This window comes from Mesorhizobium huakuii, assembly GCF_030160235.1.
GTDB classification, from domain to species: Bacteria; Pseudomonadota; Alphaproteobacteria; order Rhizobiales; family Rhizobiaceae; genus Mesorhizobium; species Mesorhizobium huakuii.
This window is the reverse complement of the sequence record NZ_BSNY01000034.1, coordinates 36,270-59,827: the sequence shown is the minus strand read 5'-3', so window position 1 is coordinate 59,827 and position 23,558 is coordinate 36,270. Positions and strand designations below refer to the sequence as shown.

General features: G+C 62.8%; 25 protein-coding genes. 11 read left to right on the top strand and 14 right to left on the bottom strand.

The window, feature by feature from the left end:
* Positions 1 to 25 precede the first annotated feature (25 nt).
* Entirely contained in the window at positions 26 to 541 is a 516-nt protein-coding gene (fabA, locus tag QQK95_RS17755; protein WP_010913332.1) for a 3-hydroxyacyl-[acyl-carrier-protein] dehydratase FabA, read from the bottom strand.
* Positions 542 to 783: 242 nt separating this feature from the next.
* Here fabA and irrA point away from each other — a divergent pair, with 242 nt between their 5' ends.
* Together irrA and QQK95_RS17745 are read left to right on the top strand one after the other, a co-directional pair.
* Positions 784 to 1,215 carry an iron response transcriptional regulator IrrA gene (gene irrA, locus QQK95_RS17750; protein ID WP_010913333.1) on the top strand — a complete coding sequence of 144 codons (432 nt, stop codon included), beginning with the start codon at positions 784 to 786 and terminating at the stop codon, positions 1,213 to 1,215.
* Positions 1,216 to 1,315: 100 nt separating this feature from the next.
* Positions 1,316 to 1,696, top strand: a complete 381-nt coding sequence (locus tag QQK95_RS17745; protein ID WP_284274995.1) for a DUF4260 domain-containing protein — start codon at positions 1,316 to 1,318, stop codon at positions 1,694 to 1,696.
* Here QQK95_RS17745 and QQK95_RS17740 read toward each other — a convergent pair.
* Positions 1,686 to 2,246 (bottom strand): SH3 domain-containing protein, encoded by a 561-nt coding sequence (locus tag QQK95_RS17740; protein ID WP_284274994.1) that lies wholly within the window; start codon positions 2,244 to 2,246, stop codon positions 1,686 to 1,688. The two genes, QQK95_RS17745 and QQK95_RS17740, sit on opposite strands and share 11 nt — an antisense overlap.
* A 148-nt stretch (positions 2,247 to 2,394) precedes the next feature.
* On the opposite strand from QQK95_RS17740, the gene QQK95_RS17735 reads away from it, so the two are divergent.
* Positions 2,395 to 3,396, top strand: a complete 1,002-nt coding sequence (locus tag QQK95_RS17735; RefSeq protein ID WP_010913336.1) for a 2-hydroxyacid dehydrogenase — start codon at positions 2,395 to 2,397, stop codon at positions 3,394 to 3,396.
* A 41-nt stretch (positions 3,397 to 3,437) separates the two neighbouring features.
* Here the strand turns inward: QQK95_RS17735 and QQK95_RS17730 are convergent, their stop codons facing one another.
* The 9 genes from QQK95_RS17730 to QQK95_RS17690 all read right to left on the bottom strand — a co-directional run bounded on the left by QQK95_RS17730 (position 3,438) and on the right by QQK95_RS17690 (position 13,192).
* Positions 3,438 to 3,914: a GNAT family N-acetyltransferase gene (locus tag QQK95_RS17730; protein ID WP_409371698.1), complete on the bottom strand. Its 477-nt coding sequence runs from the start codon at positions 3,912 to 3,914 to the stop codon at positions 3,438 to 3,440.
* 14 nt (positions 3,915 to 3,928) lie between these two features.
* A complete protein-coding gene (locus QQK95_RS17725) occupies positions 3,929 to 4,681 on the bottom strand; it encodes a molybdopterin-synthase adenylyltransferase MoeB (protein WP_284274987.1) in 753 nt (250 codons plus the stop codon).
* Positions 4,682 to 4,712: 31 nt separating this feature from the next.
* On the bottom strand, positions 4,713 to 5,852 hold the full coding sequence (gene recF / locus QQK95_RS17720) for a DNA replication/repair protein RecF (RefSeq protein ID WP_284274984.1): 1,140 nt from the start codon (positions 5,850 to 5,852) through the stop codon (positions 4,713 to 4,715).
* Between the two features lie 79 nt (positions 5,853 to 5,931).
* Positions 5,932 to 7,050 (bottom strand): DNA polymerase III subunit beta, encoded by a 1,119-nt coding sequence (dnaN, locus tag QQK95_RS17715; RefSeq protein ID WP_010913340.1) that lies wholly within the window; start codon positions 7,048 to 7,050, stop codon positions 5,932 to 5,934.
* 305 nt (positions 7,051 to 7,355) lie between these two features.
* The gene (gene dnaA / locus QQK95_RS17710) at positions 7,356 to 8,828 is read right to left on the bottom strand and encodes a chromosomal replication initiator protein DnaA (RefSeq protein ID WP_284274982.1); all 1,473 of its coding nucleotides are present in this window, start codon (positions 8,826 to 8,828) and stop codon (positions 7,356 to 7,358) included.
* 926 nt (positions 8,829 to 9,754) lie between these two features.
* Positions 9,755 to 10,021: a 30S ribosomal protein S20 gene (gene rpsT / locus QQK95_RS17705; RefSeq protein WP_010913342.1), complete on the bottom strand. Its 267-nt coding sequence runs from the start codon at positions 10,019 to 10,021 to the stop codon at positions 9,755 to 9,757.
* Positions 10,022 to 10,202: 181 nt separating this feature from the next.
* Positions 10,203 to 10,976, bottom strand: coding sequence for an enoyl-CoA hydratase (locus tag QQK95_RS17700; protein ID WP_284274980.1), 774 nt, complete (start codon positions 10,974 to 10,976; stop codon positions 10,203 to 10,205).
* 91 nt (positions 10,977 to 11,067) lie between these two features.
* Positions 11,068 to 11,958 carry a bifunctional DNA-formamidopyrimidine glycosylase/DNA-(apurinic or apyrimidinic site) lyase gene (mutM, locus tag QQK95_RS17695; protein ID WP_284274979.1) on the bottom strand — a complete coding sequence of 297 codons (891 nt, stop codon included), beginning with the start codon at positions 11,956 to 11,958 and terminating at the stop codon, positions 11,068 to 11,070.
* Positions 11,951 to 13,192 (bottom strand): phosphopentomutase, encoded by a 1,242-nt coding sequence (locus QQK95_RS17690; protein WP_284274978.1) that lies wholly within the window; start codon positions 13,190 to 13,192, stop codon positions 11,951 to 11,953. Before QQK95_RS17690 ends, mutM begins: the two co-directional genes overlap by 8 nt.
* A gap of 245 nt (positions 13,193 to 13,437) precedes the next feature.
* On the opposite strand from QQK95_RS17690, the gene QQK95_RS17685 reads away from it, so the two are divergent.
* A complete protein-coding gene (locus QQK95_RS17685; RefSeq protein ID WP_284274977.1) occupies positions 13,438 to 14,361 on the top strand; it encodes a phosphate/phosphite/phosphonate ABC transporter substrate-binding protein in 924 nt (307 codons plus the stop codon).
* A 6-nt stretch (positions 14,362 to 14,367) separates the two neighbouring features.
* On the opposite strand, the gene QQK95_RS17680 is transcribed toward QQK95_RS17685, so the two are convergent.
* The 3 genes from QQK95_RS17680 to QQK95_RS17670 form a co-directional block, all read right to left on the bottom strand.
* Positions 14,368 to 14,991: a TadE/TadG family type IV pilus assembly protein gene (locus QQK95_RS17680; RefSeq protein ID WP_284275387.1), complete on the bottom strand. Its 624-nt coding sequence runs from the start codon at positions 14,989 to 14,991 to the stop codon at positions 14,368 to 14,370.
* 34 nt (positions 14,992 to 15,025) lie between these two features.
* Positions 15,026 to 15,616 carry a TadE/TadG family type IV pilus assembly protein gene (locus tag QQK95_RS17675; RefSeq protein ID WP_284274976.1) on the bottom strand — a complete coding sequence of 197 codons (591 nt, stop codon included), beginning with the start codon at positions 15,614 to 15,616 and terminating at the stop codon, positions 15,026 to 15,028.
* 139 nt (positions 15,617 to 15,755) lie between these two features.
* A complete protein-coding gene (locus QQK95_RS17670) occupies positions 15,756 to 16,178 on the bottom strand; it encodes a pilus assembly protein N-terminal domain-containing protein (RefSeq protein ID WP_284274975.1) in 423 nt (140 codons plus the stop codon).
* A gap of 356 nt (positions 16,179 to 16,534) precedes the next feature.
* On the opposite strand from QQK95_RS17670, the gene QQK95_RS17665 reads away from it, so the two are divergent.
* The 7 genes from QQK95_RS17665 to QQK95_RS17635 all read left to right on the top strand — a co-directional run bounded on the left by QQK95_RS17665 (position 16,535) and on the right by QQK95_RS17635 (position 23,542).
* Positions 16,535 to 16,711 (top strand): Flp family type IVb pilin, encoded by a 177-nt coding sequence (locus tag QQK95_RS17665; protein ID WP_284274974.1) that lies wholly within the window; start codon positions 16,535 to 16,537, stop codon positions 16,709 to 16,711.
* Between the two features lie 177 nt (positions 16,712 to 16,888).
* A complete protein-coding gene (locus QQK95_RS17660; protein WP_284275385.1) occupies positions 16,889 to 17,407 on the top strand; it encodes an A24 family peptidase in 519 nt (172 codons plus the stop codon).
* 214 nt (positions 17,408 to 17,621) lie between these two features.
* On the top strand, positions 17,622 to 18,437 hold the full coding sequence (gene cpaB, locus QQK95_RS17655; protein ID WP_284274973.1) for a Flp pilus assembly protein CpaB: 816 nt from the start codon (positions 17,622 to 17,624) through the stop codon (positions 18,435 to 18,437).
* Positions 18,434 to 19,951 (top strand): type II and III secretion system protein family protein, encoded by a 1,518-nt coding sequence (locus tag QQK95_RS17650; RefSeq protein ID WP_284274972.1) that lies wholly within the window; start codon positions 18,434 to 18,436, stop codon positions 19,949 to 19,951. The genes cpaB and QQK95_RS17650 overlap by 4 nt, the downstream gene beginning before the upstream one ends.
* A gap of 14 nt (positions 19,952 to 19,965) precedes the next feature.
* Positions 19,966 to 20,700: a CpaD family pilus assembly protein gene (locus QQK95_RS17645; RefSeq protein WP_284274971.1), complete on the top strand. Its 735-nt coding sequence runs from the start codon at positions 19,966 to 19,968 to the stop codon at positions 20,698 to 20,700.
* 26 nt (positions 20,701 to 20,726) lie between these two features.
* Entirely contained in the window at positions 20,727 to 22,010 is a 1,284-nt protein-coding gene (locus QQK95_RS17640) for an AAA family ATPase (RefSeq protein ID WP_284274970.1), read from the top strand.
* Positions 22,011 to 22,033: 23 nt separating this feature from the next.
* A complete protein-coding gene (locus QQK95_RS17635; RefSeq protein ID WP_095771851.1) occupies positions 22,034 to 23,542 on the top strand; it encodes a CpaF family protein in 1,509 nt (502 codons plus the stop codon).
* Positions 23,543 to 23,558 lie beyond the last annotated feature (16 nt).

The window sequence follows — 23,558 nt, the reverse complement described above, 5'->3', positions numbered from 1 at the left end:
GCCAATGGGTCGGCCAAGGGTGCGGTCAAGCGACCGCCGACTGCTTGGACAGACCGACCTTCAGGTCCGTCGCCGCATATATGGGCTCGCCATCCGCCTTCATCCAGCCATCGGCGATGCCCAGCACCAACCGACCGCGCATGACACGCTTGAAATCCACGCCATACTCGACCTTCTTGACCGATGGCGTGACCATGCCCTTGAACTTGACCTCACCGGTCGACAGCGCCATCCCCTTGCCGGGTTCGCCGAGCCAGCCGAGGTAGAAGCCGGTCAACTGCCACAAGGCGTCCAGACCGAGGCATCCTGGCATGATCGGATTGCCGATGAAATGACAGGCGAAGAACCACAGGTCCGGCTTGATGTCGAACTCCGCACGGATGAAGCCCTTGTCGAAGGCGCCGCCGGTCTCGCTGATCTCGGTGATGCGATCGAACATCAGCATCGGCGGGTAGGGCAGTTGGGCATTGCCCTCTCCGAACAGCTCGCCGCGGGCGCAGGCCAGCAATTCTTCGTAGTCGTAGCTGGATTTACCCGCCATGAATCTCGTCCCCATATCGTCCGGGCGGTAGCGCGCCCTTGTCGTTGGTGTCCTAACACAATCTGTTTCAGGCCGGAAACCGGCGTTTGCGCTTAACCCGCCAGTCTGCCCGGGTCAATGCGCGCTATTGATCGCATTCGGACGACAGAATATATGTCAACAGGGGTCCGGTTTCGGCAGACATTCATTTTTTTGCCATTCTGGGCGTGTCTTGAAGCGGGACTGTTGGCTTGGACGACCAGATGGACCGGGGCTGCCGGAAGGAAAATGTCGCTGTGGACAAGCGGGTACGTGAAGCCGGCCTGAGGCCGACGCGGCAGCGCATCGCGCTGGCCGACCTGCTTTTCGCCAAGGGCGATCGCCATCTCTCGGCCGAGGAACTGCACGAGGAGGCGCTGGCCGCCGGCGTGCCGGTGTCGCTGGCGACTGTCTATAACGCACTCCACCAGTTCACCCAGGCGGGTCTGCTGCGCATCCTCGCGGTCGAGGGCGCCAAGACCTATTTCGACACCAACACCTCCGACCACCATCATTTCTACATCGAAGGTGAAAACCGTATTTTCGACATCGCCAACGGTCCGGTGACGGTCACCAACCTGCCGGATCCGCCCGAGGGCATGGAAATCGCCAATGTCGACATCGTGGTGAGGCTGCGCCCCAAGCGCCAGGAATGACCGGCCGGGGCAGAACAATCGGTCAGGCCGCGAGTGATCGTTCGGGGCAGAATAATCTGTCCGGCCAGAATATCTGTCCGGCCAGAATAATCTGTCCGGGATGAAGCCCCTCGACCTGATAGTCCGGCTCGAATGGGCTGTCGTGGCGGTCGTTGCGATCGCCTTCTACGCTTGGTCTGGCGTCTCCTGGTGGCTCTTCGGATTGCTCATCCTGGCGCCGGACCTGTCGATGTTCGGCTATCTCGGCGGGCCGCGCGTCGGCGCCATCGCCTACAACGCCTTGCACATCCTGATCGTACCGGTGCTGCTGCTGCTCGCCGGCTACCTGTCCGGTCATGCGGCCGCGATCGCAGTCGCACTGATCTGGATCGCACATATCGCCATCGACCGTGCACTGGGCTATGGCCTGAAACTGCCAACGGGTTTTCAGGACACCCATCTTGGCCGTATCGGGCGCAAGCGGAACGACCTCAGTCCTTGACCCGTTCGCCGGGATAGGCGCCCCAGACCGCGGCCTGGGCGAGCCAGCCGGTGTGGCCGTCAAGCGTCATTTCGCACCACTGGCCGTCGCAGGACTTGATCGTGCCCATGACTCCCGGCTCGACGATCGCCACCACACGGGCATCCTTGTCGGGACTTTTCATAAGGTTGATCTGGGCACCCTTGCCGCGTTGCCACGGTGCGATGATCGCCGTGCGCCGGCCTGACAGCAGCGACTGGTTGATCCAGCCCTCGGAGCCATCGGCGTCGCGCACGCGGCGCCACGTGTCGAATTCCTGGACGACCTCCATCGGCAGGCCGGCCTTCAGATACATCCAGTCGACTGAGTAGTTGGCGCCGGGACCGACGCGCGAATTGACGCGGCCCGACTTCAGGCTGACGAATCGCGGCAACGGCAGGCCGCTCGGCCCGAGCGTGACGGCGCTCTGGGCGGGTGCGGCCGCGCCCTGCGCCGCGGCAAGTGGGGAATAGAGGAGAGCGCCGAGAAATGCTGCGCTGAGGGCCAGGCGAAGCGACGCGAAACCAGACACTTTCGTTCCTTTCGGCGCCGGCCCGGTGGCCTTGGCGCCCCTTTTTCTTTGTCTTCGGCGGCACCGCTTGTTACATGGGTAAATCGGCTACCGCGACCGGCTTTCAGTTTCGCCGGTCTTGGTTAAAGAGGTCTCAACGAGGGAAACAATGGTAGGCAAAAAGAAGCCTCTCGTGGTCATCACGCGAAAGCTGCCCGACCCGGTCGAGACCCGCATGCGCGAGCTGTTCGACGCCAGGCTGAATGTCGAGGACAGGCCGATGACGCAGCCGGAGCTGGTCGCCGCGGTCAAGGAAGCCGACGTGCTGGTGCCGACGGTGACCGATCAGATCGACGCGGCGCTGATTGCCCAAGCCGGCGACAACCTCAAGCTGATCGCCAATTTCGGCAATGGCGTCGACAAGATCGACGTGGCGGCGGCCGCCAAGAAGGGCATCACCGTCACCAACACGCCCAATGTGCTTACCGAAGACACCGCCGACATGACCATGGCGCTGATGCTGGCGGTGCCGCGCCGCCTCGCGGAGGGCGCCAATGTGCTCACCGGCGACAAGAAATGGGCGGGCTGGTCGCCGACCTGGATGCTTGGCCGGCGCATCTGGGGCAAGCGGCTCGGCATTGTCGGCATGGGCCGCATCGGCACGGCCGTCGCGCGGCGGGCCAAGGCCTTCGGCCTTTCCATCCACTATCACAATCGCCATCGCGTTTTACCGGCGGTCGAGGACGGGCTGGAGGCGACCTATTGGGAGAGCCTCGACCAGATGCTGGCCCGCATGGACATCATCTCGGTCAATTGTCCGTCGACGCCCGCGACCTTCCATCTTTTGTCGGCGCGGCGCTTGGCGCTCCTGCAGCCGACGGCCTATGTCGTCAACACCGCGCGTGGCGACATCATCGACGAGGAAGCGCTGGTCAAGCTGATCCAGGACGGCAAGATCGCCGGCGCCGGCCTCGACGTCTACGAGCATGAACCGGCGCTCAATGCCAAGCTGCTCAAGCTCGCCGCCAGGCACAAAGTGGTGCTTTTGCCGCATATGGGCTCGGCGACGCTCGAGGGCCGCATCGACATGGGCGAGAAGGTCATCATCAACATCCGGGCCTTCGTTGACGGTCACCGCCCGCCGGACCGCGTGCTGCCGCTCAGAACCTGACGGCATCGCGGCGCCGCGCTCCTTCAAATGCAAGTCAAGGCTTACGAAAGAGCCTTGCGCATGGTGACCGATGTCGGCCTGGCGTAGCCCTCATGGGCCGTCCGGCCGGTTTCCTGAAAGCCCAGGCGGGCAAAGGCGGCGTGATTGGCGGTGAGCTCGATGCGCGTCTGGAGCTCCAGCGCTGCCTTGCCGAGATCGAGCGCGAGAATCTCGACCGACTGCATCAGCCGCCGGCCGATGCCTTGCCCCTGGCAGTCCGGGGCGACGGCGAGCTTGCCGACGTAAAGATCGTCAGCCCTTTCCTGAGCAAAGACGCAGCCGACGATCCTGTCGCCATAGAGGGCGACGAAGCCGGTCTCGCGCCGGGCCTTGTCGCGCAGTGTGTCGACGGTGAGCAGGTGAGCCGAGGATGGCGGGTCGATGACCCCGTCCATGAAGGCGAAGGCGTGCATGATCAAGGCAAGCACCTCATTCCAGCGGCCGAAATCGGCCGGAATGCGGTCGATGGAGAGGGGGATGGTCCGCTCCAAGGTCAGCGTCTGGCGTAGCGGATCGTTTCGAAGCGCGCGGCGAGCGCATCGTAGAGCAGCAGCCGGCCGACCAGCGGCTCGCCAATGCCGGTGATCAGCTTGATCGCCTCCATCGCCTGCAGCGTTCCGACGACTCCCGTCAGCGCGCCAAGCACCCCGGCCTCGGCGCAGGACGGCACCAGGCCCGGCGGTGGGGCTTCGGGAAAGAGATCGCGATACCCCGGATTAGGCTTGCCGTCCTTGCCGACCTCGAAAGGCTTCAACACCGTCACCGAGCCGTCGAAGCGGCCGACAGCGGCATGCACCAGGGGTTTACGCGCGCTCGCACAGGCGTCGGCCACCGTATAACGGGTCTCGAAATTGTCGGAGCCGTCGACCACGATGTCATAGCGGGCGACGAGGGCAGGGGCGTTGTCCGCGCTCAGCCGGAACGCGTGCGTCTCGACCGCGGTGTTGGGATTGATGCGGGCAATCGCCGCCTTGGCGCTGTCGGTTTTCAGCATGCCGACCGCATCGGTGGCGTGGATGACCTGACGCTGCAAATTGGAGAGCGACACGGTGTCGTCGTCGACAATGCCGAGCGTGCCGACGCCGGCCGCGGCAAGGTATTCGAGCACTGGCGCACCCAGCCCGCCGGCGCCGATCACCAGGACGCGCGCTTGCTTGAGCTTCTGTTGGCCCGCACCGCCGACCTCCGGCAGCACGATGTGGCGGGCATAGCGTTCGATCTCGTCGGCGGTGAGCGCAGTGGTCATATCAGGACAATACAGCGGCCGAAAAACCTTGTCAGGCGTCTTCGGTTGGCCCAACCGTGCCATGGTCGACGGTCAGGAACTGCGCCCGCCCCTTGAGGCTGGAAAACAGCGCGGCATCGGTCCCCGTCATGAAGGCCTGGCAGTTCAACTCCTCGAGGATCGAGAACAATGCTGCCCGCCGCCCGCCGTCGAGATGGGCGGCGATTTCGTCGAGCAGCAGGATCGGCGTCATACCGGACATCTCGCCGGTCAGCCGCGCGTGCGAGAGCACGATGCCGACCAGCAAGGCCTTCTGCTCGCCGGTCGAACAGAGCTCGGCCGGCATCGCCTTGGGCCGATGCCGCACCAGGAGATCGGAACGGTGCGGGCCTTCGAGCGTTCGCCCCGCGGCACGATCGCGATCACGGCCACCGGCAAGCGCGCGGCGGAACCGCTCCTCGACATCGACCGCCGGCGCGCTCGAAACCTCGGCTTCCAGATCACCTGAAAGGCTGATGTCGGCCTGTGGGAACGGCCCCGTGTCGGGCAGCCTGTCGATCATGGCGGCGAGCAGGCGCACCAGTTCGGCGCGCGCCGCCGCAATGGCGACGCCGGTCTCGGCCATCTGCGTCTCGATCGCCTCGAACCAGCGATCATCCCGGGATCCCTCCGTAAGCAGGCGATTACGGCCACGCATAGCCTTTTCGTAGTCGAGGGCACGCTGGCCGTGGCCGGGATCGATCGCCAGCACCAGCCGGTCGAGAAAGCGCCGGCGATCAGCGGCCGGTCCGGTGAACAGCGCATCCATGGCCGGCGTCAGCCACACCACGCGCAGCCATTCCAGCATGTCTTCGGCCGATCGGGCGGTCGCGCCGTTGATGCGAACCCGCCTGCCGCCTTCGCCCTCGCCAACCGAAATGCCCGTGCCGATCTCGACCTGGCCGTCAGGCCCATCGAGCCGGGCATGCAGCGCAAAGCCGCCATCGCCCCCTTCGCGCGCGACATCGGCGTAAGGGGCACGGCGCAGTCCACGCCCGGGCGTCAGAAAGGAAATCGCTTCGAGGAGGTTGGTTTTGCCGGCGCCATTGTCGCCGGAAAACACAACGGCACCCGGGGCGAAGTCGATCGCCAGCGCCGCATAGTTACGGAAATTAGTAAGTGTAAGCTTACTTATATGCGTCTGTGCCGGCAACCGCTATCCGCCTGTAGAAGTGCCGCACCCATTGTCCTTGCCGCCAGCCTTGTCGCAGAGCGGGATCGATGACCGCGGTCTACACCCGCATCGGCATCAGCACGTAAAGCGCGGTCTCGTCGGCCATGTCGTGGATCAGCGTCGGCGAACCGGCATCGGCCAGCATGAATTTGGCTTCCGTGCCGGTCAGCTGCGCGGCGACATCGAGCAGATATTTGGCGTTGAAGCCGATCTCGATAGGGTCGGACGAGTAATCGGCCGCCAGTTCCTCGGTGGCGCTGCCGGAATCCGGGTTGTTGACCGCAAGCGTCACCTGGCCTTCGCTGATCGAAAGCTTCACCGCGCGGCCGCGTTCGGAGGAAATGGTCGAGACACGATCGACCGCTGCGGCAAAGCTCTGGCGGTCGAGGATCAGCTTCTTGTCGTTGCCGGTCGGAATGACCCGCTGATAATCGGGGAAGGTGCCGTCGATCAGCTTCGAGGTCAGGACCACGCTGCCGATGGTGAAGCGGATCTTGGTATCGGACAGTTCGGTGGTCACGGCGACATCCGGATCGTCGACCAGTTTCTGCAGCTCGCTCACCGTCTTGCGCGGAATGATGATGCCCGGCATCCCTTCGGAGCCCGCCGGCGCGTCGATTTCGGCGCGCGCCAGGCGGTGGCCGTCGGTCGCCACCGAGCGCAGCTTCAGCTTGCCGCCGACTTCATGCGTGTGCAGGTAGATGCCGTTGAGATAATAGCGCGTCTCCTCGGTGGAAATGGCGAACTGCGTCTTCTCGATCAGACCCTTCAGGGCAACCGAGTCGAGCCGGAAGATATGCGAGAAGGATCCGGCCGAAAGTTCGGGGAAGTCGGATTGCGGCAGGCACTGCAGCCGGAAGCTCGAGCGGCCCGACGTCACCGTCATGGCGTTGCCGTCCTCGTCCGTCTTCAGCATCACCTCGGCGCCGTCCGAGAGCTTGCGCACGATGTCGTAGAGCAGATGCGCGGGAACCGTCGTCGCCCCGCCACGCTCCACCTTGGCGGGCGTCGCTTCCGTCACCTCCAGGTCGAGGTCGGTGGCTTTCATTTCCAGGCTGGCGCCTTCGGCGCTGAGCAGCACATTGGACAGGATCGGTATCGTGTTGCGCCGTTCGACCACACGGTGGACGTGGTTGAGCGACTTCAGGAGATTTGACCGTTCCAGGATAACACGCATGACGAAACAGGCTCGCTTGAAAGGATGAGCGGGTCTCCGGCTGGCGGCGCCCCGCGAAAGGTCTGAACAGGCTCAGAATCTGCGTAAACTGACAGGAAAAAGCCAGCAAACGCAAGCCCGCGACACCGGTTCGGGCCGGCTGCACGGGCTTTCTGGGGATAAAGGCCAGGAAGACCGCCAGCCGATGCGCTGAATCCGGAATCCGCATCGTCGCCAGGCACGGCCGCGAGCCCATTTCGGGGTCACGGCCGGGCAGGCAAGCCATTGAATTCCAGTGCGGTTCCGGCTTGCCTGTCCTGGACCGGTCAGGCCTGGTCGTTGATCAGCCGTCGCAGCAGCTCGAGTTCCTGTGCCAGCGTGTTGTCGTTGCCGGAAAGGTCTTCGATCTTGCGCACGGCGTGCAGCACCGTGGTGTGGTCGCGGCCGCCGAAGCGCCGTCCGATTTCGGGCAGGGAACGCGGCGTCATCACCTTCGACAGGTACATGGCGACCTGCCGTGGCTTGACGATGGTGCGCGTGCGCCGGTTGGACAGCAATTCGGTCTTCGACACGTTGTAGTGGCGCGCCACGATGCGCTGGATATCCTCGATGCGGACGCGCTTCGGCTCGCCCGTGCGGTAGATGTGGCCGAGGATCTCGTCGATACGATCGATGGTGATCTGCGGCTCGAACGACTGCCGGAACAGCAGCTGATTGAAGGCGCCCTCCAGTTCGCGTCCGCTGCCGGTCACGGTGCGGGCGACGTGATTGAGGATCTCTTCGGAAATGTCGAGCGATGCGTCGTCGATCCTGGCCGTGGCCAGGCGCAGTTTGAGCATGCCGAGGCGCATGGCGAAATCAGGCGCCGACATTTCAAGCGCGACGCCGCCATTGAGGCGCGAGCGGACGCGCGGCTCGAGCGATTCCAACTCGGACGGCGGCCGGTCGGCGGCGACGACGACCTGCTTGGCGCTGTCGAGCAGCATGTTGATCAAATGGCAGAATTCATGCTGGATCGACTTGCCCTGCAGGAACTGCATGTCGTCGATGATCAGGAGGTCGATGTCGCGCAGCTGCTCCTTGAGCGTCAGCGCGTTGTTGTCGCGGATCGCCGTGGCGAAGCGCCACATGAAATACTCAGCGGTGAGATAGACGACGCGGGACTTCGGGTTCTGCTTCAGCGATTCCGCCGCGATGGCCTGCAGCAGGTGGGTCTTGCCGAGCCCGACGGTCGCGTGCAGGAAAAGTGGATTGAAGCGCACGGCGCTCGACTGCGATTCCGCAACGGCCTTTGCGGCGGCGAAGGCCACCCGGTTCGAGGGCCCCTCGATGAAGGAGCCGAACGTGTAGCGCGGATCAAGCGGTGATCCCAGCACATTGTGGCGGAACTCGCTCTCGACCGCCGCACCCGGGCGCGGCACGGGGGGGCGTTCCACCCTGCCGGGGCTCACGGTGCCGGCTGCCAGCGCCGTCTGCGTCTGTCGTGTCATCTTGCGCGCCGGCGCCAACTCCGGTTCGGCATGGCTGCGCCCCTGACGGGTGGCCGTGCGCACCACGATCTCGATCTTGAGGAGTTCGGCATCCTCCTGCTTCCACAGTTCGGAGATGAGGTCGAGATAATGGCCATTGATCCACGAGCGCAGGAACGCGGTGGGGACCGAAATGCGGACAATGCCCTTGGACGCTTCAGCGACCTTCATGCGGCCGAACCAGCTCGAATAGACTTCAGCCCCCAGACGCGCCTTCAACTGGGCCTTGACCCGGTCGAACTTCTGTTCCGCGTCGCTGGAGACCGCCATCTCGTTTGCTCCGATCAAAGTTCCAGGAAATGGGAGGTCGCCCGTAAGCTCCCTTTCGATGCCGCTCTGCATGATCGAGTTCCTTGCCTTTCTGTACCTGTTTTTCCGCTGGGGATGCGCCTCCTGCATCCTTGTTTCCAGCGACTGTGTCTTCGCTACGATGCCCGTTGCCGCCGCCGGCAATGAACGTCGCCACTATTCGGGGGGAACCGGTGCCGGCCCATGGAAGCCAGTCCGCGTTGGGTATGTCAGGGCAATACAACGTCGTCCGGCGAAAAACGCCGGCGCGCTGTCAACCTGCCATGTCTCGTTACGCCAGTCCCCTACCGTATCGAAAAAGAGCAAACCAAAGCCGTCCGCGGACTTGATCCGCGTCGCAAATCCCGCCAATTTAAGCTGGCCGCGTCAGGCTGGGTTAAGGGCCAGAGGCCCGCCCCTTTCGATGGATCGACATTACCGAAATCGCTGTGGATAGGGCAAGGCCACGTCTAACGGATTTTTAAGGAATCTGGTTACCTCAGCCGCCTTCGGGCGCCATGCCGCAACGGCATATTTTGACAAAGCCATTGTGATTCAAACCCTTTTCCGGCGAATATGAAAAAGCCGGGTCGATATGAAATATTCTGAAATAATTCGCTTGACAGGCAGTTGTCCTCCCGTCCCTTTGGAGCGCTGTGGACAGGCTGTGGATGACCGTGGGTAAGTGTCTGAAAAATATCGCCTATTTCTGATAGTCGGGAATTTCCAGGGCGGCACTTTTTAAGCGTATCAACCATCAGCGGGCATGTATGTGCCGGCAAAGCATTTGGAAGCTTGGAATCCGCCTTGGGCACCGTTTGCGAGCATTCTTTTTAAGTACTTGCCGGCAAACGAAAAAAACCCGGCGCGATCGGCCGGGTTTTAGACAGCTAGTCTGTATAGCGATGTTAGGCCGACAGCACCTTGAGCCGTGCGGCCAGGCGCGACACCTTGCGGGACGCTGTGTTCTTGTGGATCACGCCCTTGGTCGCGGCACGCATCAATTCCGGCTCGGCGGCCTTGAAGGCGGCCTGCGCGGCAGCCTTGTCACCGGAAGCAAGCGCCTCCTCGACCTGGCGGACATAAGTGCGCACGCGCGAGCGGCGGTTCTTGTTGATCGCCGCGCGGCGGGCGATCTTGCGCGTTGCCTTTTTGGCCGAGGATGTGTTGGCCATGATGCCTCTCTTCTGATCTGGTCGGCGCACGCGGCATGCCGCAGGGCGCAAAAAACAAACGGGCAGCCACAGGGCCGCCTCGGTTGGTGCGGCTTATAGTTCAGCTTTTCCGGCGCGTCAACGCTGCCTGGCGTTCTTTTTGGCCGACGCCACAGGGTTTCGGTCGCGGGCCGGCAAGGCTCTACCGATTGGCGAAATTCGGCTTCCGCTTTTCGGCGAAGGCCGCCATGCCTTCCTTCTGGTCTTCGAGCGCGAAAAGCGAGTGGAACAGACGACGTTCGAACCGCAATCCCTCGGCCAGCGTCGTCTCAAAGGAACGGTTGACGGTTTCCTTCGCCATCATCACCGAGGGCAGTGAGAAATCGGCGATCTTGGCCGCCGCCTTGACCGCCTCCTCGACAAGCTCGGCAGCGGGCACGACCCGCGACACCAGGCCTGAGCGCTCGGCTTCCGCCGCATCCATCATCCGTCCGGTCAGGCACATGTCCATCGCCTTCGACTTGCCGACAAACCGGGTCAAGCGTTGCGACCCGCCCATGCCGGGAATGACGCCGAGCGTGATTTCGGGCTGGCCGAATTTGGCAGTGTCGGCGGCAATGATGAAGTCGCACATCATCGCCAGCTCGCACCCGCCTCCGAGCGCATAGCCGGCCACCGCGGCGATAACGGGTTTCCGCACCCGCGTCAGGTCTTCCCAGCCGACGAACAGGTCCTGCAAATAAGCGTCCGCGAAGGAGATTGCCTGCATCTCCTTGATGTCGGCACCGGCGGCAAAGGCCTTGTCCGACCCGGTAATGACCACGGCGCCGATGCCGGCGTCGGTATCGAAATCCTTCACGGCCGCGACCAGTTCGGCGAGAAGCTGAAGGTTCAGCGCATTGAGCGCCTTTGGCCGGTTCAGCGTGACCAGTCCGACCTTGCCGCGCGTCTCGGTGATGATCGTTTCATAGGCCATGGCTGCTTCTCCTCGCTCGACCGGTCCATCTCTTTGTTTGACGCAAGTCCGGACGGAAAACCGCTCACACTTTTCCTGGAATTGCTCTAACTCAGCTCTGACACGTCCGGCAATAGAAGGTCGAGCGTCCGCTCTGCACGACGCGCTCGACATGGCCGCCGCAGCCGGGCTTCGGGCAAGGCTCGCCCTCACGGTCGTAGACGGCGAAGGAATGCTGGAAATAGCCCAGCGATCCGTCGGTGTGCATGTAGTCGCGTAGCGACGACCCGCCGGCGGCGATGGCATCCGATATGACCGACCGGATTGCCTCAGCCAGGCGTTCGCTTTGTTGTCTGGCTTTCTTGCCCGGCTTGGCGATGGTGCCCGCCTCGCGCAAGGGCGAAAGGCCGGCGCGCCAAAGCGCCTCCGACACATAAATATTGCCAAGTCCCGCGATCAGCTTCTGGTCAAGAAGGGCCGCCTTCAGCGGCGATCCGCGGCCTTTCAGCAACGAGGCGAGCAGCGCGCCGTCCAGCGTGTTGCCCGTTGGCTCGACGCCCAGTCCGGCCAGCATCGGATGCGTCTCCGGCGATCCTTCCGCAAACAGCATGAAGCCGAAGCGGCGCGGGTCGTTGAAGATCACGCGGGACCGGGCGTCGTCGGCAGTGACGACATCGAACACGACATGGTCGTGCGCCGTGCTTTTCGAGCGCTCGTGGTGGAACACGCCGGGTGTCTCGCCGCCGTCGTCGGTCTCGATGCGAAAGGAGCCCGACATGCCGAGATGGCAGATCAGCACCGGGCCGTCCTGCACATGCATGGTCAGATATTTCGCCCGGCGGCCGAGCGCCGTTATGGTCTTGCCGGTCAGCCTTTCCGAAAACCGTTCGGGAAAGGGAAACCGGAGATCTGGCCGTCGCGCCTCTACCCTGGTCAGGCGGGCACCTTCCAGGACCGGCTGCAGCCCACGCCGGACCGTTTCGACTTCGGGCAGTTCAGGCATGGCCGCCAATCATCTCATGGAAAGAAGTGCCGTGGCGGCCGGGCGCCAGCCCGAGATGTTCGCCGACGGTCTCGCCGATATCGGCGAATGTCGTTCTCAGTCCGATGTCGCCACCTGCCAGACCGGGTCCCGTGCCGATCACCGGGATGCGTTCACGCGTGTGATCGGTCCCTCGCCAGGTCGGATCATTGCCGTGGTCGGCCGTCAGGATGAGAAGGTCGCCCTGCCGCAGCTTCGCGAATGCTTCCGGCAGCCGTCGGTCGAAAGCCTCGAGCGCGGCGGCATAGCCGGCGACGTCGCGGCGATGGCCGAATTCGGTGTCGAAATCGACGAAATTGGCGAAAACGAGATCGCCGTCGCCGGCGTCGTCCATCGCACCGAGCGCCTTGTCGAACATGGCCATGTTGCCGGCGGCCTTGCGCACCTCCGAAATCCCGCGATGGGCGAAGATGTCGCCGATCTTGCCGACGGCGATGACGCGGCTTCCCCGCGCCGTCAGCCGGTCAAGCAAGGTCGGCTCCGGCGGCGGCACGGCATAGTCATGGCGATTGTAGGTCCGCTGGAAGGTGGCGGCGGTCTCGCCGACGAACGGCCGTGCGATCACGCGCCCGATTCTGAGCGGATCGACCAGCCGGCGCACCACCTGACAGAATTCATAGAGCCGATCCAACCCGAAATGGACTTCATGCGCGGCGATCTGCAGGACCGAGTCGACGGAGGTGTAACAGATCGGCTTGCCGGTGCGGATGTGTTCCTCGCCGAACCGTTCGATGATCTCGGTGCCCGGCGCATGGCAGTTGCCGAGAATGCCTGGCACCTCGCCCTCGCGGATCATCGCCGCGGTCAGATCAGCCGGAAAGGCGGGAACCGTATCCGGGAAGTAGCCCCAGTCGAAACGCACCGGCAGACCCGCGATCTCCCAATGGCCGGAGGGGGTGTCCTTACCGCTCGAGACTTCCTGCGCCGCGCCATGGAAGGCATTGGCGACCAGATCCGTCCCGAAATGGGCAAAACCCAACCCTGTCGCAGTCTCCGCTGCCTTGCCGAGCCCGAGCGATGCCATGTGCGGGACAAACAGCGGCCCTTGTCGAAGCCGCTCGCGGTCCGCGCGCCCTTCGGCGCAAGCTTCGGCGATATGCGCAAGCGTGTTGGCGCCGGCGTCGCCATAGCGTTCGGCGTCGGCCGCACCACCGATGCCGAAAGAGTCCAGGACGAAGAGGAAAGCTCGCGCCATCGGGTCATTGTTGCCAGTGTGGACGCCCAGACATAGGGTTCCAAGGCGGTATTGGCAATTCGGAAACCAAACGGCAACGGCTTGACGCGATAGTCCCGGTCCATGTCGCCCAATAGTGCATGGCGGTTTTGGGGTAACGACATGGACAAACCAAGAGCGCATGTCGCCCAAAGTGCGCGGCGGATATAGAGTATCTCGGCGCACGGGGCATGAGCACGGATCGAAGGAATGCGGGACGGGTTGTCATGAACGTCGTGCTGAAGGCATGCGCCGTCCTTGCGGTTACGCAGGCCGTGCTCTGTTGTGGTCCGGCGCGGGCCGACTGGCGCGACGATATCGGCACATTCCGCATCGGCATCGTCGCAGAGCCCGGCGCCGGCAATACTGTTCCGGGGCTGGCGCTGTTGACACAATCCTTTACCAACGCGCTTGGCATGAAGGTGGAGTTCGTCGTTGCGCGCGACTATGCGGCACTCATCGAGGCGCAGGCGAACGCCCGGATCGAGTACGCCATCTATTCGGCGACGGCCTACGCGACGGCGTTGCAGCGTTGTGGATGCGTCGAGCCACTTGTGGCTCCGGTCGATTCCGATGGCGCGGCCGGCATCCGCTCCGTGCTGCTGACCCGGGACGGCAAGCTGTCCGGCCTGGCGGCGATGGAGACGCACCGGATCGCCATGCCGCCGCCGGACAGCGTCGGAAGCTCGCTTTTGCCGCTGACGGAGCTGGCCACCGAACACGCCAGGATCGCCGAGGATGCCTCGTTTCTGATCCGTGCCGATACGGCGTCCGCGGCGGAGACCATGCTTGTCGACGGCCAGGCCGACGCCACGTTCGGCTGGGTGAGGGCCGCGGCCGACGGCCAGCCGCTGCTATCCGGTGGCACGCAGGCCAGGCTCGAAGCGGCCGGCCTTTCACCGTCGGCTCTCCAGGTGGTGTGGATGTCGAGCCTGCTGAGATACGGTCCCCATGCCGTGCGCAGCGATCTCGACCCGGAGGCCAAGCGCCGGCTGACCGTGTTCCTCACCAACCTCAAATCGACGACGCCGGATGTCTACGATCTCTTGGAATCGAAGCACTCTGGCGGCTTTCTGACCGTGGCCTCAAAGGATTACGCGACGGCGGAGGCCATCGTGCGCCAGGTGTCGGCCGATGGGGGCCAGGAGTAAGAGTCTTCAGCAATCGCTGCAGGGGATGGTCAGACTTCTGCGCGGACGCAGATAGTAGGTCTCGCCCATTGAAATCGTCGTGGTGAGGGATTGCGTCAATCCGAGCTTCTGCTGGGTATCCGTCGTCCAGCCGATGATCGGCGCATAGGCCAGATTGCTGTCAACACGAATGAGGAAGGTGCCGGCGACCTTGAGGGTTGCCGGAACCGTGGTGGTGCTGCCAGCGGCGGCCCCGACACTGTTGACGCCGCCGGCCACCTTGCGTGACCACGCCACCAGGACCTTCGGCGGCGTATCGGTGGTGACCTGTATTGCCGTGATGGTGATGTTCGGCGTCGAGCGATTGTAGGGCTGGATGGTAGAGGTGCCGATTTTCATGATGGCGTCGAGATCCGCCTTGACGATGGTCGGCTGCTGCGTGACGAGATCGGCAACCATGCTGCCGATGCGGCTGACCTTCTTGCTGGTCTCGATGGCCTGCGAAGCCTCCATGGTCATGAAATACATGACCAGCAGGATCGGAACGATAAGAGCGAACTCGACCGCCGCGACGCCCTTGCGATTAGACCAGAATCCGATCGCTCTGCTCCAGGACTCCGCTATTTTCAGATGTGCCCCCGCACGCATCATGGCATTTGCCTTTTTCTTGTTGGTCGTTCCGAACTCAATTGTCGAACGGCTCATTCTGCCAGGTCACCGACGCAAAATGCAGCGTCCTGCCGCCACTCAGATTGGCCATGGACTTGGCCATCAGATCGGTCACGACAGGCCATTTGTAGAAGACCCGCAGCATGTTCCTCGATTCCGCCAGACCCGGCGAATTTGCAAAGGGCTGCGAATTGGTGCCTTGCATCAGCACGACGTCGCCGTTCTGGATCTTGAAGGTCGCGGTGGCCGCGTCCGCGAAAGTCGGATACTCGCGAAGGTCCACGAGCAACTGTTGCGGGCAATCCGTGGACACGATGATCTGCAGCCTGCCGCAGATCAGGGTCGTCAATTTGCTCCCGGCGACATCGGCCGGCCGCAGCTGCCCCGTACGTAACTGACGCGCGACATCGTCGGTGATGTTGGCCATCACCTCCTGGCCGGCAAACGAGATGCAGCTTTCAAGGATGGCGAATACGAGGAGGGCGAACGGCAATGCGAGTATCGAGAATTCGATGGCCGTGCTGCCACGGCGATTGCGAACGAAGCGCGTCAAAAACCCGGCGCGTCCCACCTTGTGCTGACCTGTCGAGCCGAATTCGTTGCCCATGCCCTGTTCCTGCCACCCCTGGACGGTTCCGACAGGTGTATTAGCGCAAACCAATTGAGGTCCGGTTTGAATGATCGTTAAAGTCGGCGCGAGCGTCTTAACCGGCCAGTAACCTGGACGGCTGCCGGGGCCGTGCAGCCTATTTGCTTGCGCTCATCTCGGCCTCGGAGGATTTTTCAGCCTCGCTCTTGTAGGAGCTTTCGCAATAGGGCGTGCAGGACATGGTCTGGACCTCGGCGCGCCGGTAAATGCGAACCGACGAGGCCGCCTGCCGCACGACGGTAACCTGCGCGTCGACGATCGGGCTGCCCTCCTGGTCAAGAACGACGAGATTGGTGACACCGAAACCCTTGCCGGTGAGCACGATCGTCGAAGCGTCCTGGACGGACGCATCGGCGATGGCCGGGTTGCCGACCACGATCGTGTCGGCGGGACGCGACAACTTCACGATCTTGGCCTGATTCATCGTGACTTCTATATCGGCGGCGGCCCTGGCCGGCGTGATCAAGCTCGTGGCTGCAAGAAGCACGGCAATCAGGACTGAGGATCTCTGCACGGCCATCGATGCGCTCCCGCAAGCAAACTGTTCAACGGAACATGAACGAGATTGGTGAACCAACGGTTAAGTCGGCTAGCCGGCGCCGGCTGTGGCGACCGCCGTGGCTCCTCACATGGCCGGATCCGCGCTGGCCGCAGGCCTCCCCGAAGCCCTTGCCTTTTGCGGCATTGGCTTGGGAAACAATACATTAGCCAGCGCTTAGCGTCGGGTTAACCACGCATTCCATTCAAGCCGGGAAAGGAATCGGTAAGGCTGTTTATTAAGCCGATCGAAAGAGCTTCTCCCTAGATTGGCAGTATCCGATCAACCATCACAGAAGTTGACGGAAGTGCTGTAACACGTGGAGTAGGAGCTCTCGAATGTCTAACCTTTTTGCACGTTTCGTGAAGGACGAATCCGGCGCGACCGCTATCGAATATGGTCTGATCGCCGCCCTCATCGCGCTCGCCATCATCACTGGCGCCGGCGCCCTCGGCAATGCAATCAACTCCAAGTTCTCCAACATCGGAAACACCCTGAACTCAAGCGGCAGCTAATCTGCTTATTGCCGAACGTTCAGATTCTCTTTCGGATAGGGGCCGCCCATATGGGCGGCCCCTGTCTATTGTTGCCTGTCGATGCCGCGGCCAGCAGCGTCGGTGTCCATCCCAGGTCTCATCAATCGTTAATCGATCCATTCTAGATTGAGCCTGTGAACAATAGGCATGGCGCTGATGCTTGAAGCCCTGATCTTCGTCGTCTTTCCGTTCTGCATGCTGTTTGCAGCGATCTCCGACATGCTGTCGATGACAATCGCCAATCGCGTGTCGGTGCTGCTTGTCGTCGTCTTTGCGCTGGTCGCGCCGCTGACGGGTATGGAATGGGCCGCCTATGGTTGGCATTTCGCCGCCGGCGCCCTGGTCCTTGCCGTGACGTTCGGCCTGTTCGCGATGGGCGGCATGGGTGGCGGTGACGCCAAGCTGCTGGCCGCAACGGCCGTGTGGATGGGGTTGAACATCCATCTCGTCGAATACCTTGTTGTCTCGACACTCATCGGCGGCCTGCTGACGATCGCCATCCTGCTTTACCGGAAGTCGCCGCTGGCGGTCATGACCGGCCGCAATCCGTTCCTGCGCCATTTCGCGGAAGAGTCGGTCGGGATTCCCTACGGGATCGCGCTCGGCCTTGGCGGGCTGCTGACCTATCCGGATTCGCCTCTGATGGTGTGGGCGCTGGCCAGGCTTGCGGGCTGAAGGCGATCTGCTTTCCGTTTCCCTGACCGCATTGCCCGACCGGCTTGAAAAGAGCCTTGGCCGGGGTTCCTTAACCTGTGGCGGCATGATCCGTCTAATTTATGTAAACCTTAAATTAATCACGATCGTAAGCATTACATTAACCTTGTTTTGACGATTGCCGCTGCAAAGTCCGGCTTGGCTACGTGGTTTGCCAAGGGCGAGGTTCGGACAGATGCCAGCATCCCGACTTATTATTCTGAGCGTGGCGGTGGCCGCGGCGGGTGGTGCTGGCTATGTCGCGAAAAACATGGTCGCCGCGCCGCCGCCCCAGATCGTGGTCGATTCCGGCCCCCAGGCTCCCGCCGTGGCCCTGCAGGACGTGCTTGTGCTTTCGGGCGACGTCGCGATGGGCAACGCGCTTCAGAACAACATCTCCTGGCAATCCTGGCCGGCCGACGGCGTCAACGCGAATTTCATCACCAAGGCCAATGCCCCCGACGCCCTGGAGAAATTGAAGGGCTCGATCGCCCGTGTGCCGATGTATGCCGGTGAGCCGGTGCGGCGTTCCAAGCTGATCGGCGAGGGGCAGAGCTTCATGTCGTCCATCCTGCCTTCCGGGATGCGGGCGGTCGCCACGACCATATCGGCCGATACTTCGGCCGGCGGCTTCATCCTTCCAAACGATTTCGTCGACGTCATCATGACCCGCAGGGCGGATGCCAACAGCGGCAGCACCGGCTTCAACACCGAAACCATCCTCAAGAACATCCGCGTCCTGGCGATCGACCAGACGATCCAGGAAGACGAGGAGGGCAAGAAGACCAGGGTAGGCCAGACCGCCACGCTGGAGCTGACACCCAAGCAGGCGGAGATCATCACCGTCGCCCAGCAGATGGCGGATCGCCTGACGCTGGCACTGCGCGCGGTCGCCGACACCCAGGAAAAGAATGTGAGCGAGGCCGACTATCTCGTTTCCGGCAATGGTCGCAAGGGAACGGTGAGACTGATCAAGTCGGGCGAAGTTTCCGAAGTAGGGGCAAGGAAATGAGGCTAAGCGGTAAACTGCCGGCAATCGTAGCCGTGGCATTCGGCCTGCTGCTCGTCGGGACGAGTGTGCAGGGCGTCGTCGAGGCGAAGAGTACTCGGGTGTCGGCGACCACAGCCACGCAGCGCGTCAAGCTTGGCCTCAACAAATCGGTGGTCATAGACCTGCCGAGCGATGCCTACGACATTCTTGTCGCCAACCCGGCCGTTGCCGATGCGGTGACCCGCACCGCAAGGCGTATCTATCTGTTCGGCAAGTCGGTGGGCGAGACCAATATTTTCGTCTTCGGTCCGAACGGCGAACAGATCGCTAGCCTGGACCTGGCCGTCGAACGCGACGTCGCCGGCCTGGAGGACTATATCAGGCGCTTCCTTCCGACTTCGGCCGTCAAGGTGGAACTGCTGAACGACAACGTCGTCCTGACCGGAACGGTCGATACGCCGCTGGATGCGAAGCGGGCGGTCGACCTGGCGACGATCTTCGTCTCCGGCGGTGAAGCAACGACCGGGCAGTATTCGCAGACCGCGGCCGGTGGCTCGGCCCAGGGCGGCGTCGACATCAACAACCCCGACCAGGAACGACGCGTCTCGAAGATCGTCAATCTGCTGCAGATCATCGGCGACGATCAGGTCACGCTCAAGGTGACCGTCGCCGAAGTCAGCCGCTCGGTGATGAAGCAACTCGCTGTCAACATGGTCGGTACCGGCGGCAGCAATGGCATCAGCTACGGCGCGCTCAGCGACCCTTTCACTGGCCTCGGCAAGCCGTTGTCGAACGCCGGCTTCAACATCAGTGCGTCGGGGCTGCAGGCCTATATCAACGCCATGGAGCAGGGTGGGGTCATGAAGACGCTGGCCGAGCCGACCTTGACCGCCGTGTCCGGGGAGAAGGCGACCTTCAAGGTCGGCGGCGAATACAATATGGTGACCTCGGTCGACGCCAACGTATCCACCGGCAACCAGACCGGCCTGAAGAACTATTCCGTCGACAAGATCGAGTACGGCATCGGCCTGGAATTCCAGCCGGTGGTTTTGTCACCCGGACGGATAAGCCTGAAAGTCAGAACCTCGGTTTCCGAACCGACAACCGAGGGATCCGTCTCGGCATCCACGTCCAACACCAGTGTCGGCATGAATGCCCTGTCGCTGCGCAAGCGTCTTGCGGATACGACCGTCGAACTGCCCTCGGGCGGCTCCATGATGATCGCCGGCCTGGTTCGCGACGATGTCAGGCAAGCCGTCAACGGGTTGCCCGGACTGACAAAGATCCCGGTGCTCGGCGCGCTCTTCCGCAGCAGGGATTTCGTGCGCAACGAGACCGAACTCGTCATCATCATCACGCCCTATCTGGTGAAGCCGGTGGCGCGCAACGATCTCGCCAAGCCGGACGACAATTTCAACGCTGCCAGCGACGGTGCCGCCATGTTCCTTGGCAAGGTCAATCGCGTCTACGGCACCATGCAGACTGACAAGCCGAACGGCCGGTACCACGGCGTTGTCGGCTACATCTACAAGTGAATGGGGAAGCGGACATGTCTCAGTCAGCGTTGAAGACAAGGACCATCGCCACGACGACGAGCGCCAGACGTTCGCGGGCCGGCCTGCGGGTGCTGCCGGTTCTGGCGGTGGCGATGACCGTTCTGCTGGCCGGGTGCGCCCAGCGCGACAGCATCACCGTCGGCGCCATTCCGGACGACTATCGCACCAACCATCCGATCGTCATCGCGGAGAAGAACCAGAAGATCGACCTGCCCGTCGGCGCCGGCGACCGCGGCATGACCGGTTCGCAGCGCGACACGCTGCTGGGTTTCCTTGACGGCTATGACAAGAGTGCCGCGTCGACATTGACCATCCAGATTCCGAGCGGGTCGGCCAATGAGGTCGCGGCGACGGCGGCCGGCCGTGACTTCGCCAGGCTCGCGGTTGCCAGCGGTATCAAGCGCAACCGGATCGTCGTCACCTCCTATCAAGCTGGCTCGAGCGAGGCATCGGCCCCGGTTCGCGTCTCCTATATCGCGGTGAAAGCCCAGACCGACAAATGCGGACGCTGGCCGGAGGATCTGCTCGAGACGTCGGAAAACAAGCACTATGCCGACTTCGGCTGCTCCTATCAGAACAATCTCGCCGCCCAGATGGCCAACCCGGCCGATCTGCTCGGGCCGCGCAAACAGACCCCCATCGACGCCGAGAGGCGCGGGAACGTAATCGACGGGTATCGAAACGCCCCATTCTACTCGCCGACTCCGGCAACGGAAGTTCAGTACTGACCGATCGCAGCTTGGAGTACGCGGACATGAGCAACCTAGCCTATGACGCCACCGTGGACGGCGGTGATACGTCGCCGCAGGACATCGCCGCGATGCAGGCGTTGCGGCCGGTTCCGCGCATCTCGATCCAGGCATTCTGCGAGACCGAGGGCGTAGCCAATCCGGTCGAGCGCGCCGGCGAGGACCGCCGCATGACCAAGACGCATCTCAAGGTCCATATGGGCGGCGTTCCCACGGCAATCGAGTTCTATCAGTCGGCGCCGACGCCGAACCTGATCCTGCTGGAGTCACGCAGCGAACCCAAGCAATTGCTGGAGCAACTCGCCCAGCTCTCTGAATACTGCGATCCATCGTCGAAAGTGGTTGTGATCGGCCATTACAATGATGTCGGTCTCTATCGCGAGCTCATTCGCTCCGGCATCTCCGAATATGTCATCGCGCCGGTGTCGATGGCCGACATCGTCAGTGTCGTGTCGTCGATTTTCGTCGATCCGGAGGCTGAACCGATCGGCCGTTCGATCGCTTTTGTCGGCGCCAAGGGCGGCGTCGGCTCTTCCACCATCGCCCACAATGTCGCCTGGGCAATGTCCTCCCTCTTCAAATCCGAAGTCGTCGTCGCCGACCTCGATCTGGCCTTCGGCACGGCCAACATCAATTTCGACCAGGATCCGGCACAGGGCATCGCCGAAGCGGTTTTCTCACCCGAACGCGTCGATGAAGTCTATCTCGACAGGCTGCTGACGCAGTGCGCCGAGCATTTGTCATTGCTCGCGGCGCCCTCGACGCTGGAACGCGTCTACGACTTCGATCCCGACGCCTTTGCGCAGCTTGTCGATACCGCGCAGCGCAGCGTGCCGCTTCTGGTCCTGGACGTCCCCCATGTCTGGACGGGCTGGGCCAAGAACACGCTGGTCAAGGCCGACGAGATCGTCATCACGGCGACGCCGGAACTGGCCAATCTGCGCAACACCAAGAACATGGTCGACATGCTCAAGCGGCTTCGTCCCAACGACCCGCCGCCGAAGCTGATCATCAACCAGGTCGGCATCCCCAAGCGGCCGGAAATTTCGCCGTCCGATTTCGCCGAGCCGCTCGGCCTGACGCCGATGTCGGTCATTGGCTTCGATCCATTACTATTCGGCAATGCCGCCAATAACGGACGCATGCTCGGCGAGATGGATGCCAAGAACCCGGTTGTCGCGACCATCAACGAGATTGCCCACGTGCTGACCGGGCGAAGCGAAATCCGTACGAAGAAGAAGGCCGGCCTGGGCAGCCTGCTCGGCAAGCTCTCGCGCAACAAGAAGTGACGCTTTGGAACCGGTAGTCGATCATGTTCGGTAAAAGAGGCAACGACGACGGCAACCGGTTCACGCCGGAATTCCGCCAGCCAGCACCGGCGCCGGCCGCGCCGCCACCCGCGGGTTCGGCGGATACGGCGGTTCTTGCCCGGCCCGCGGCCCCGCTGCAGCCAAGCGCGCCTGTGGCACCGCCGGCTCGCCGCGCCGTCGAGGCGCCGCCCATCGCGCCGGAGGCAAGGCGGCCCCAGCGCGAAAAGAGCGAAACCTACTACGACACCAAGAGCCAGGTTTTCTCTGCGCTCATCGACACGATCGACCTGTCGCAACTCGCCAAGCTCGACCCGGAGACCGCTCGCGAGGAAATCCGCGACATCGTCAACGACATCATCGCGATCAAGAATTTCGCGATGTCGATCGCCGAGCAGGAGGAACTGCTCGAGGACATCTGCAACGACGTGCTTGGTTATGGGCCGCTCGAGCCATTGCTCGCCCGCGACGACATCGCCGACATCATGGTCAACGGCTCCAAGAACGTCTACATCGAAGTCAACGGCAAGGTCGAGCAGACCGGCATTCGCTTTCGTGACAACCAGCAGCTTCTCAACATCTGCCAGCGCATCGTCAGTCAGGTCGGTCGCCGTGTCGATGAATCCAGCCCGATCTGCGACGCCCGCCTTCCCGACGGCTCCCGCGTCAACGTCATCGCTCCGCCGCTAGCCATCGACGGTACCGCACTCACCATCCGCAAATTCAAGAAGGACAAGCTGACGCTCGATCAACTGGTCAAGTTCGGTGCCATCTCGCCGCAGGGCGCCGAAGTGCTCAAGATCATCGGTCGTGTCCGCTGCAATATCGTCATCTCGGGCGGCACCGGCTCCGGCAAGACGACGCTGCTCAACTGCCTGACCAACTACATCGATCGCGACGAGCGTGTCATCACCTGCGAGGACTCGGCCGAACTGCAACTGCAACAGCCGCATGTCGTACGTCTGGAAACCCGTCCGCCCAACCTCGAAGGCGAAGGCGAGGTGACGATGCGCGACCTGGTCAAGAACTGCCTGCGCATGCGGCCCGAGCGCATCATCGTCGGTGAGGTGCGCGGACCCGAAGTGTTCGACCTTCTGCAGGCGATGAACACCGGCCATGACGGCTCGATGGGAACGATCCACTCGAACAGCCCGCGCGAATGCCTGAACCGTATCGAATCCATGATCGCCATGGGCGGTTATTCGCTGCCGCAGAAGACCGTCCGTGAAATCGTCGTCGGTTCCATCGACGTGATCATCCAGGCGGCGCGTCTGCGCGACGGATCGCGTCGTATCACGCACATCACCGAGGTCATCGGGATGGAAGGCGACGTCATCATCACGCAGGACATCGTCCTCTACAACATCAAGGGCGAGGACGCCAACGGCAGGCTGCTGGGCGAACATGTCTCGACCGGCATCGGCCGCCCGCATTTCTGGGACCGGGCTCGCTACTATGGCGAGGAGCAGCGCCTCGCCGTCGCGCTCGAGGCAATGGAGAAACGCGCTGACTGACGCGGCGTTGAGGGTT

Bases quoted from the DNA above. Each gene is read 5' to 3' on its own strand.
- fabA (WP_010913332.1), bottom strand. From the start codon at position 541: ATGGCGGGTAAATCCAGCTACGACTACGAAGAATTGCTGGCCTGCGCC.
- irrA (WP_010913333.1), top strand. From the start codon at position 784: ATGGACCGGGGCTGCCGGAAGGAAAATGTCGCTGTGGACAAGCGGGTA.
- QQK95_RS17745 (WP_284274995.1), top strand. From the start codon at position 1,316: ATGAAGCCCCTCGACCTGATAGTCCGGCTCGAATGGGCTGTCGTGGCG.
- QQK95_RS17735 (WP_010913336.1), top strand. From the start codon at position 2,395: ATGGTAGGCAAAAAGAAGCCTCTCGTGGTCATCACGCGAAAGCTGCCC.
- QQK95_RS17725 (WP_284274987.1), bottom strand. From the start codon at position 4,681: ATGACCACTGCGCTCACCGCCGACGAGATCGAACGCTATGCCCGCCAC.
- dnaN (WP_010913340.1), bottom strand. From the start codon at position 7,050: ATGCGTGTTATCCTGGAACGGTCAAATCTCCTGAAGTCGCTCAACCAC.
- dnaA (WP_284274982.1), bottom strand. From the start codon at position 8,828: ATGGCGGTCTCCAGCGACGCGGAACAGAAGTTCGACCGGGTCAAGGCC.
- rpsT (WP_010913342.1), bottom strand. From the start codon at position 10,021: ATGGCCAACACATCCTCGGCCAAAAAGGCAACGCGCAAGATCGCCCGC.
- QQK95_RS17700 (WP_284274980.1), bottom strand. From the start codon at position 10,976: ATGGCCTATGAAACGATCATCACCGAGACGCGCGGCAAGGTCGGACTG.
- mutM (WP_284274979.1), bottom strand. From the start codon at position 11,958: ATGCCTGAACTGCCCGAAGTCGAAACGGTCCGGCGTGGGCTGCAGCCG.
- QQK95_RS17690 (WP_284274978.1), bottom strand. From the start codon at position 13,192: ATGGCGCGAGCTTTCCTCTTCGTCCTGGACTCTTTCGGCATCGGTGGT.
- QQK95_RS17685 (WP_284274977.1), top strand. From the start codon at position 13,438: ATGAACGTCGTGCTGAAGGCATGCGCCGTCCTTGCGGTTACGCAGGCC.
- QQK95_RS17680 (WP_284275387.1), bottom strand. From the start codon at position 14,991: ATGATGCGTGCGGGGGCACATCTGAAAATAGCGGAGTCCTGGAGCAGA.
- QQK95_RS17675 (WP_284274976.1), bottom strand. From the start codon at position 15,616: ATGGGCAACGAATTCGGCTCGACAGGTCAGCACAAGGTGGGACGCGCC.
- QQK95_RS17670 (WP_284274975.1), bottom strand. From the start codon at position 16,178: ATGGCCGTGCAGAGATCCTCAGTCCTGATTGCCGTGCTTCTTGCAGCC.
- QQK95_RS17665 (WP_284274974.1), top strand. From the start codon at position 16,535: ATGTCTAACCTTTTTGCACGTTTCGTGAAGGACGAATCCGGCGCGACC.
- QQK95_RS17660 (WP_284275385.1), top strand. From the start codon at position 16,889: ATGCTTGAAGCCCTGATCTTCGTCGTCTTTCCGTTCTGCATGCTGTTT.
- cpaB (WP_284274973.1), top strand. From the start codon at position 17,622: ATGCCAGCATCCCGACTTATTATTCTGAGCGTGGCGGTGGCCGCGGCG.
- QQK95_RS17650 (WP_284274972.1), top strand. From the start codon at position 18,434: ATGAGGCTAAGCGGTAAACTGCCGGCAATCGTAGCCGTGGCATTCGGC.
- QQK95_RS17645 (WP_284274971.1), top strand. From the start codon at position 19,966: ATGTCTCAGTCAGCGTTGAAGACAAGGACCATCGCCACGACGACGAGC.
- QQK95_RS17640 (WP_284274970.1), top strand. From the start codon at position 20,727: ATGAGCAACCTAGCCTATGACGCCACCGTGGACGGCGGTGATACGTCG.
- QQK95_RS17635 (WP_095771851.1), top strand. From the start codon at position 22,034: ATGTTCGGTAAAAGAGGCAACGACGACGGCAACCGGTTCACGCCGGAA.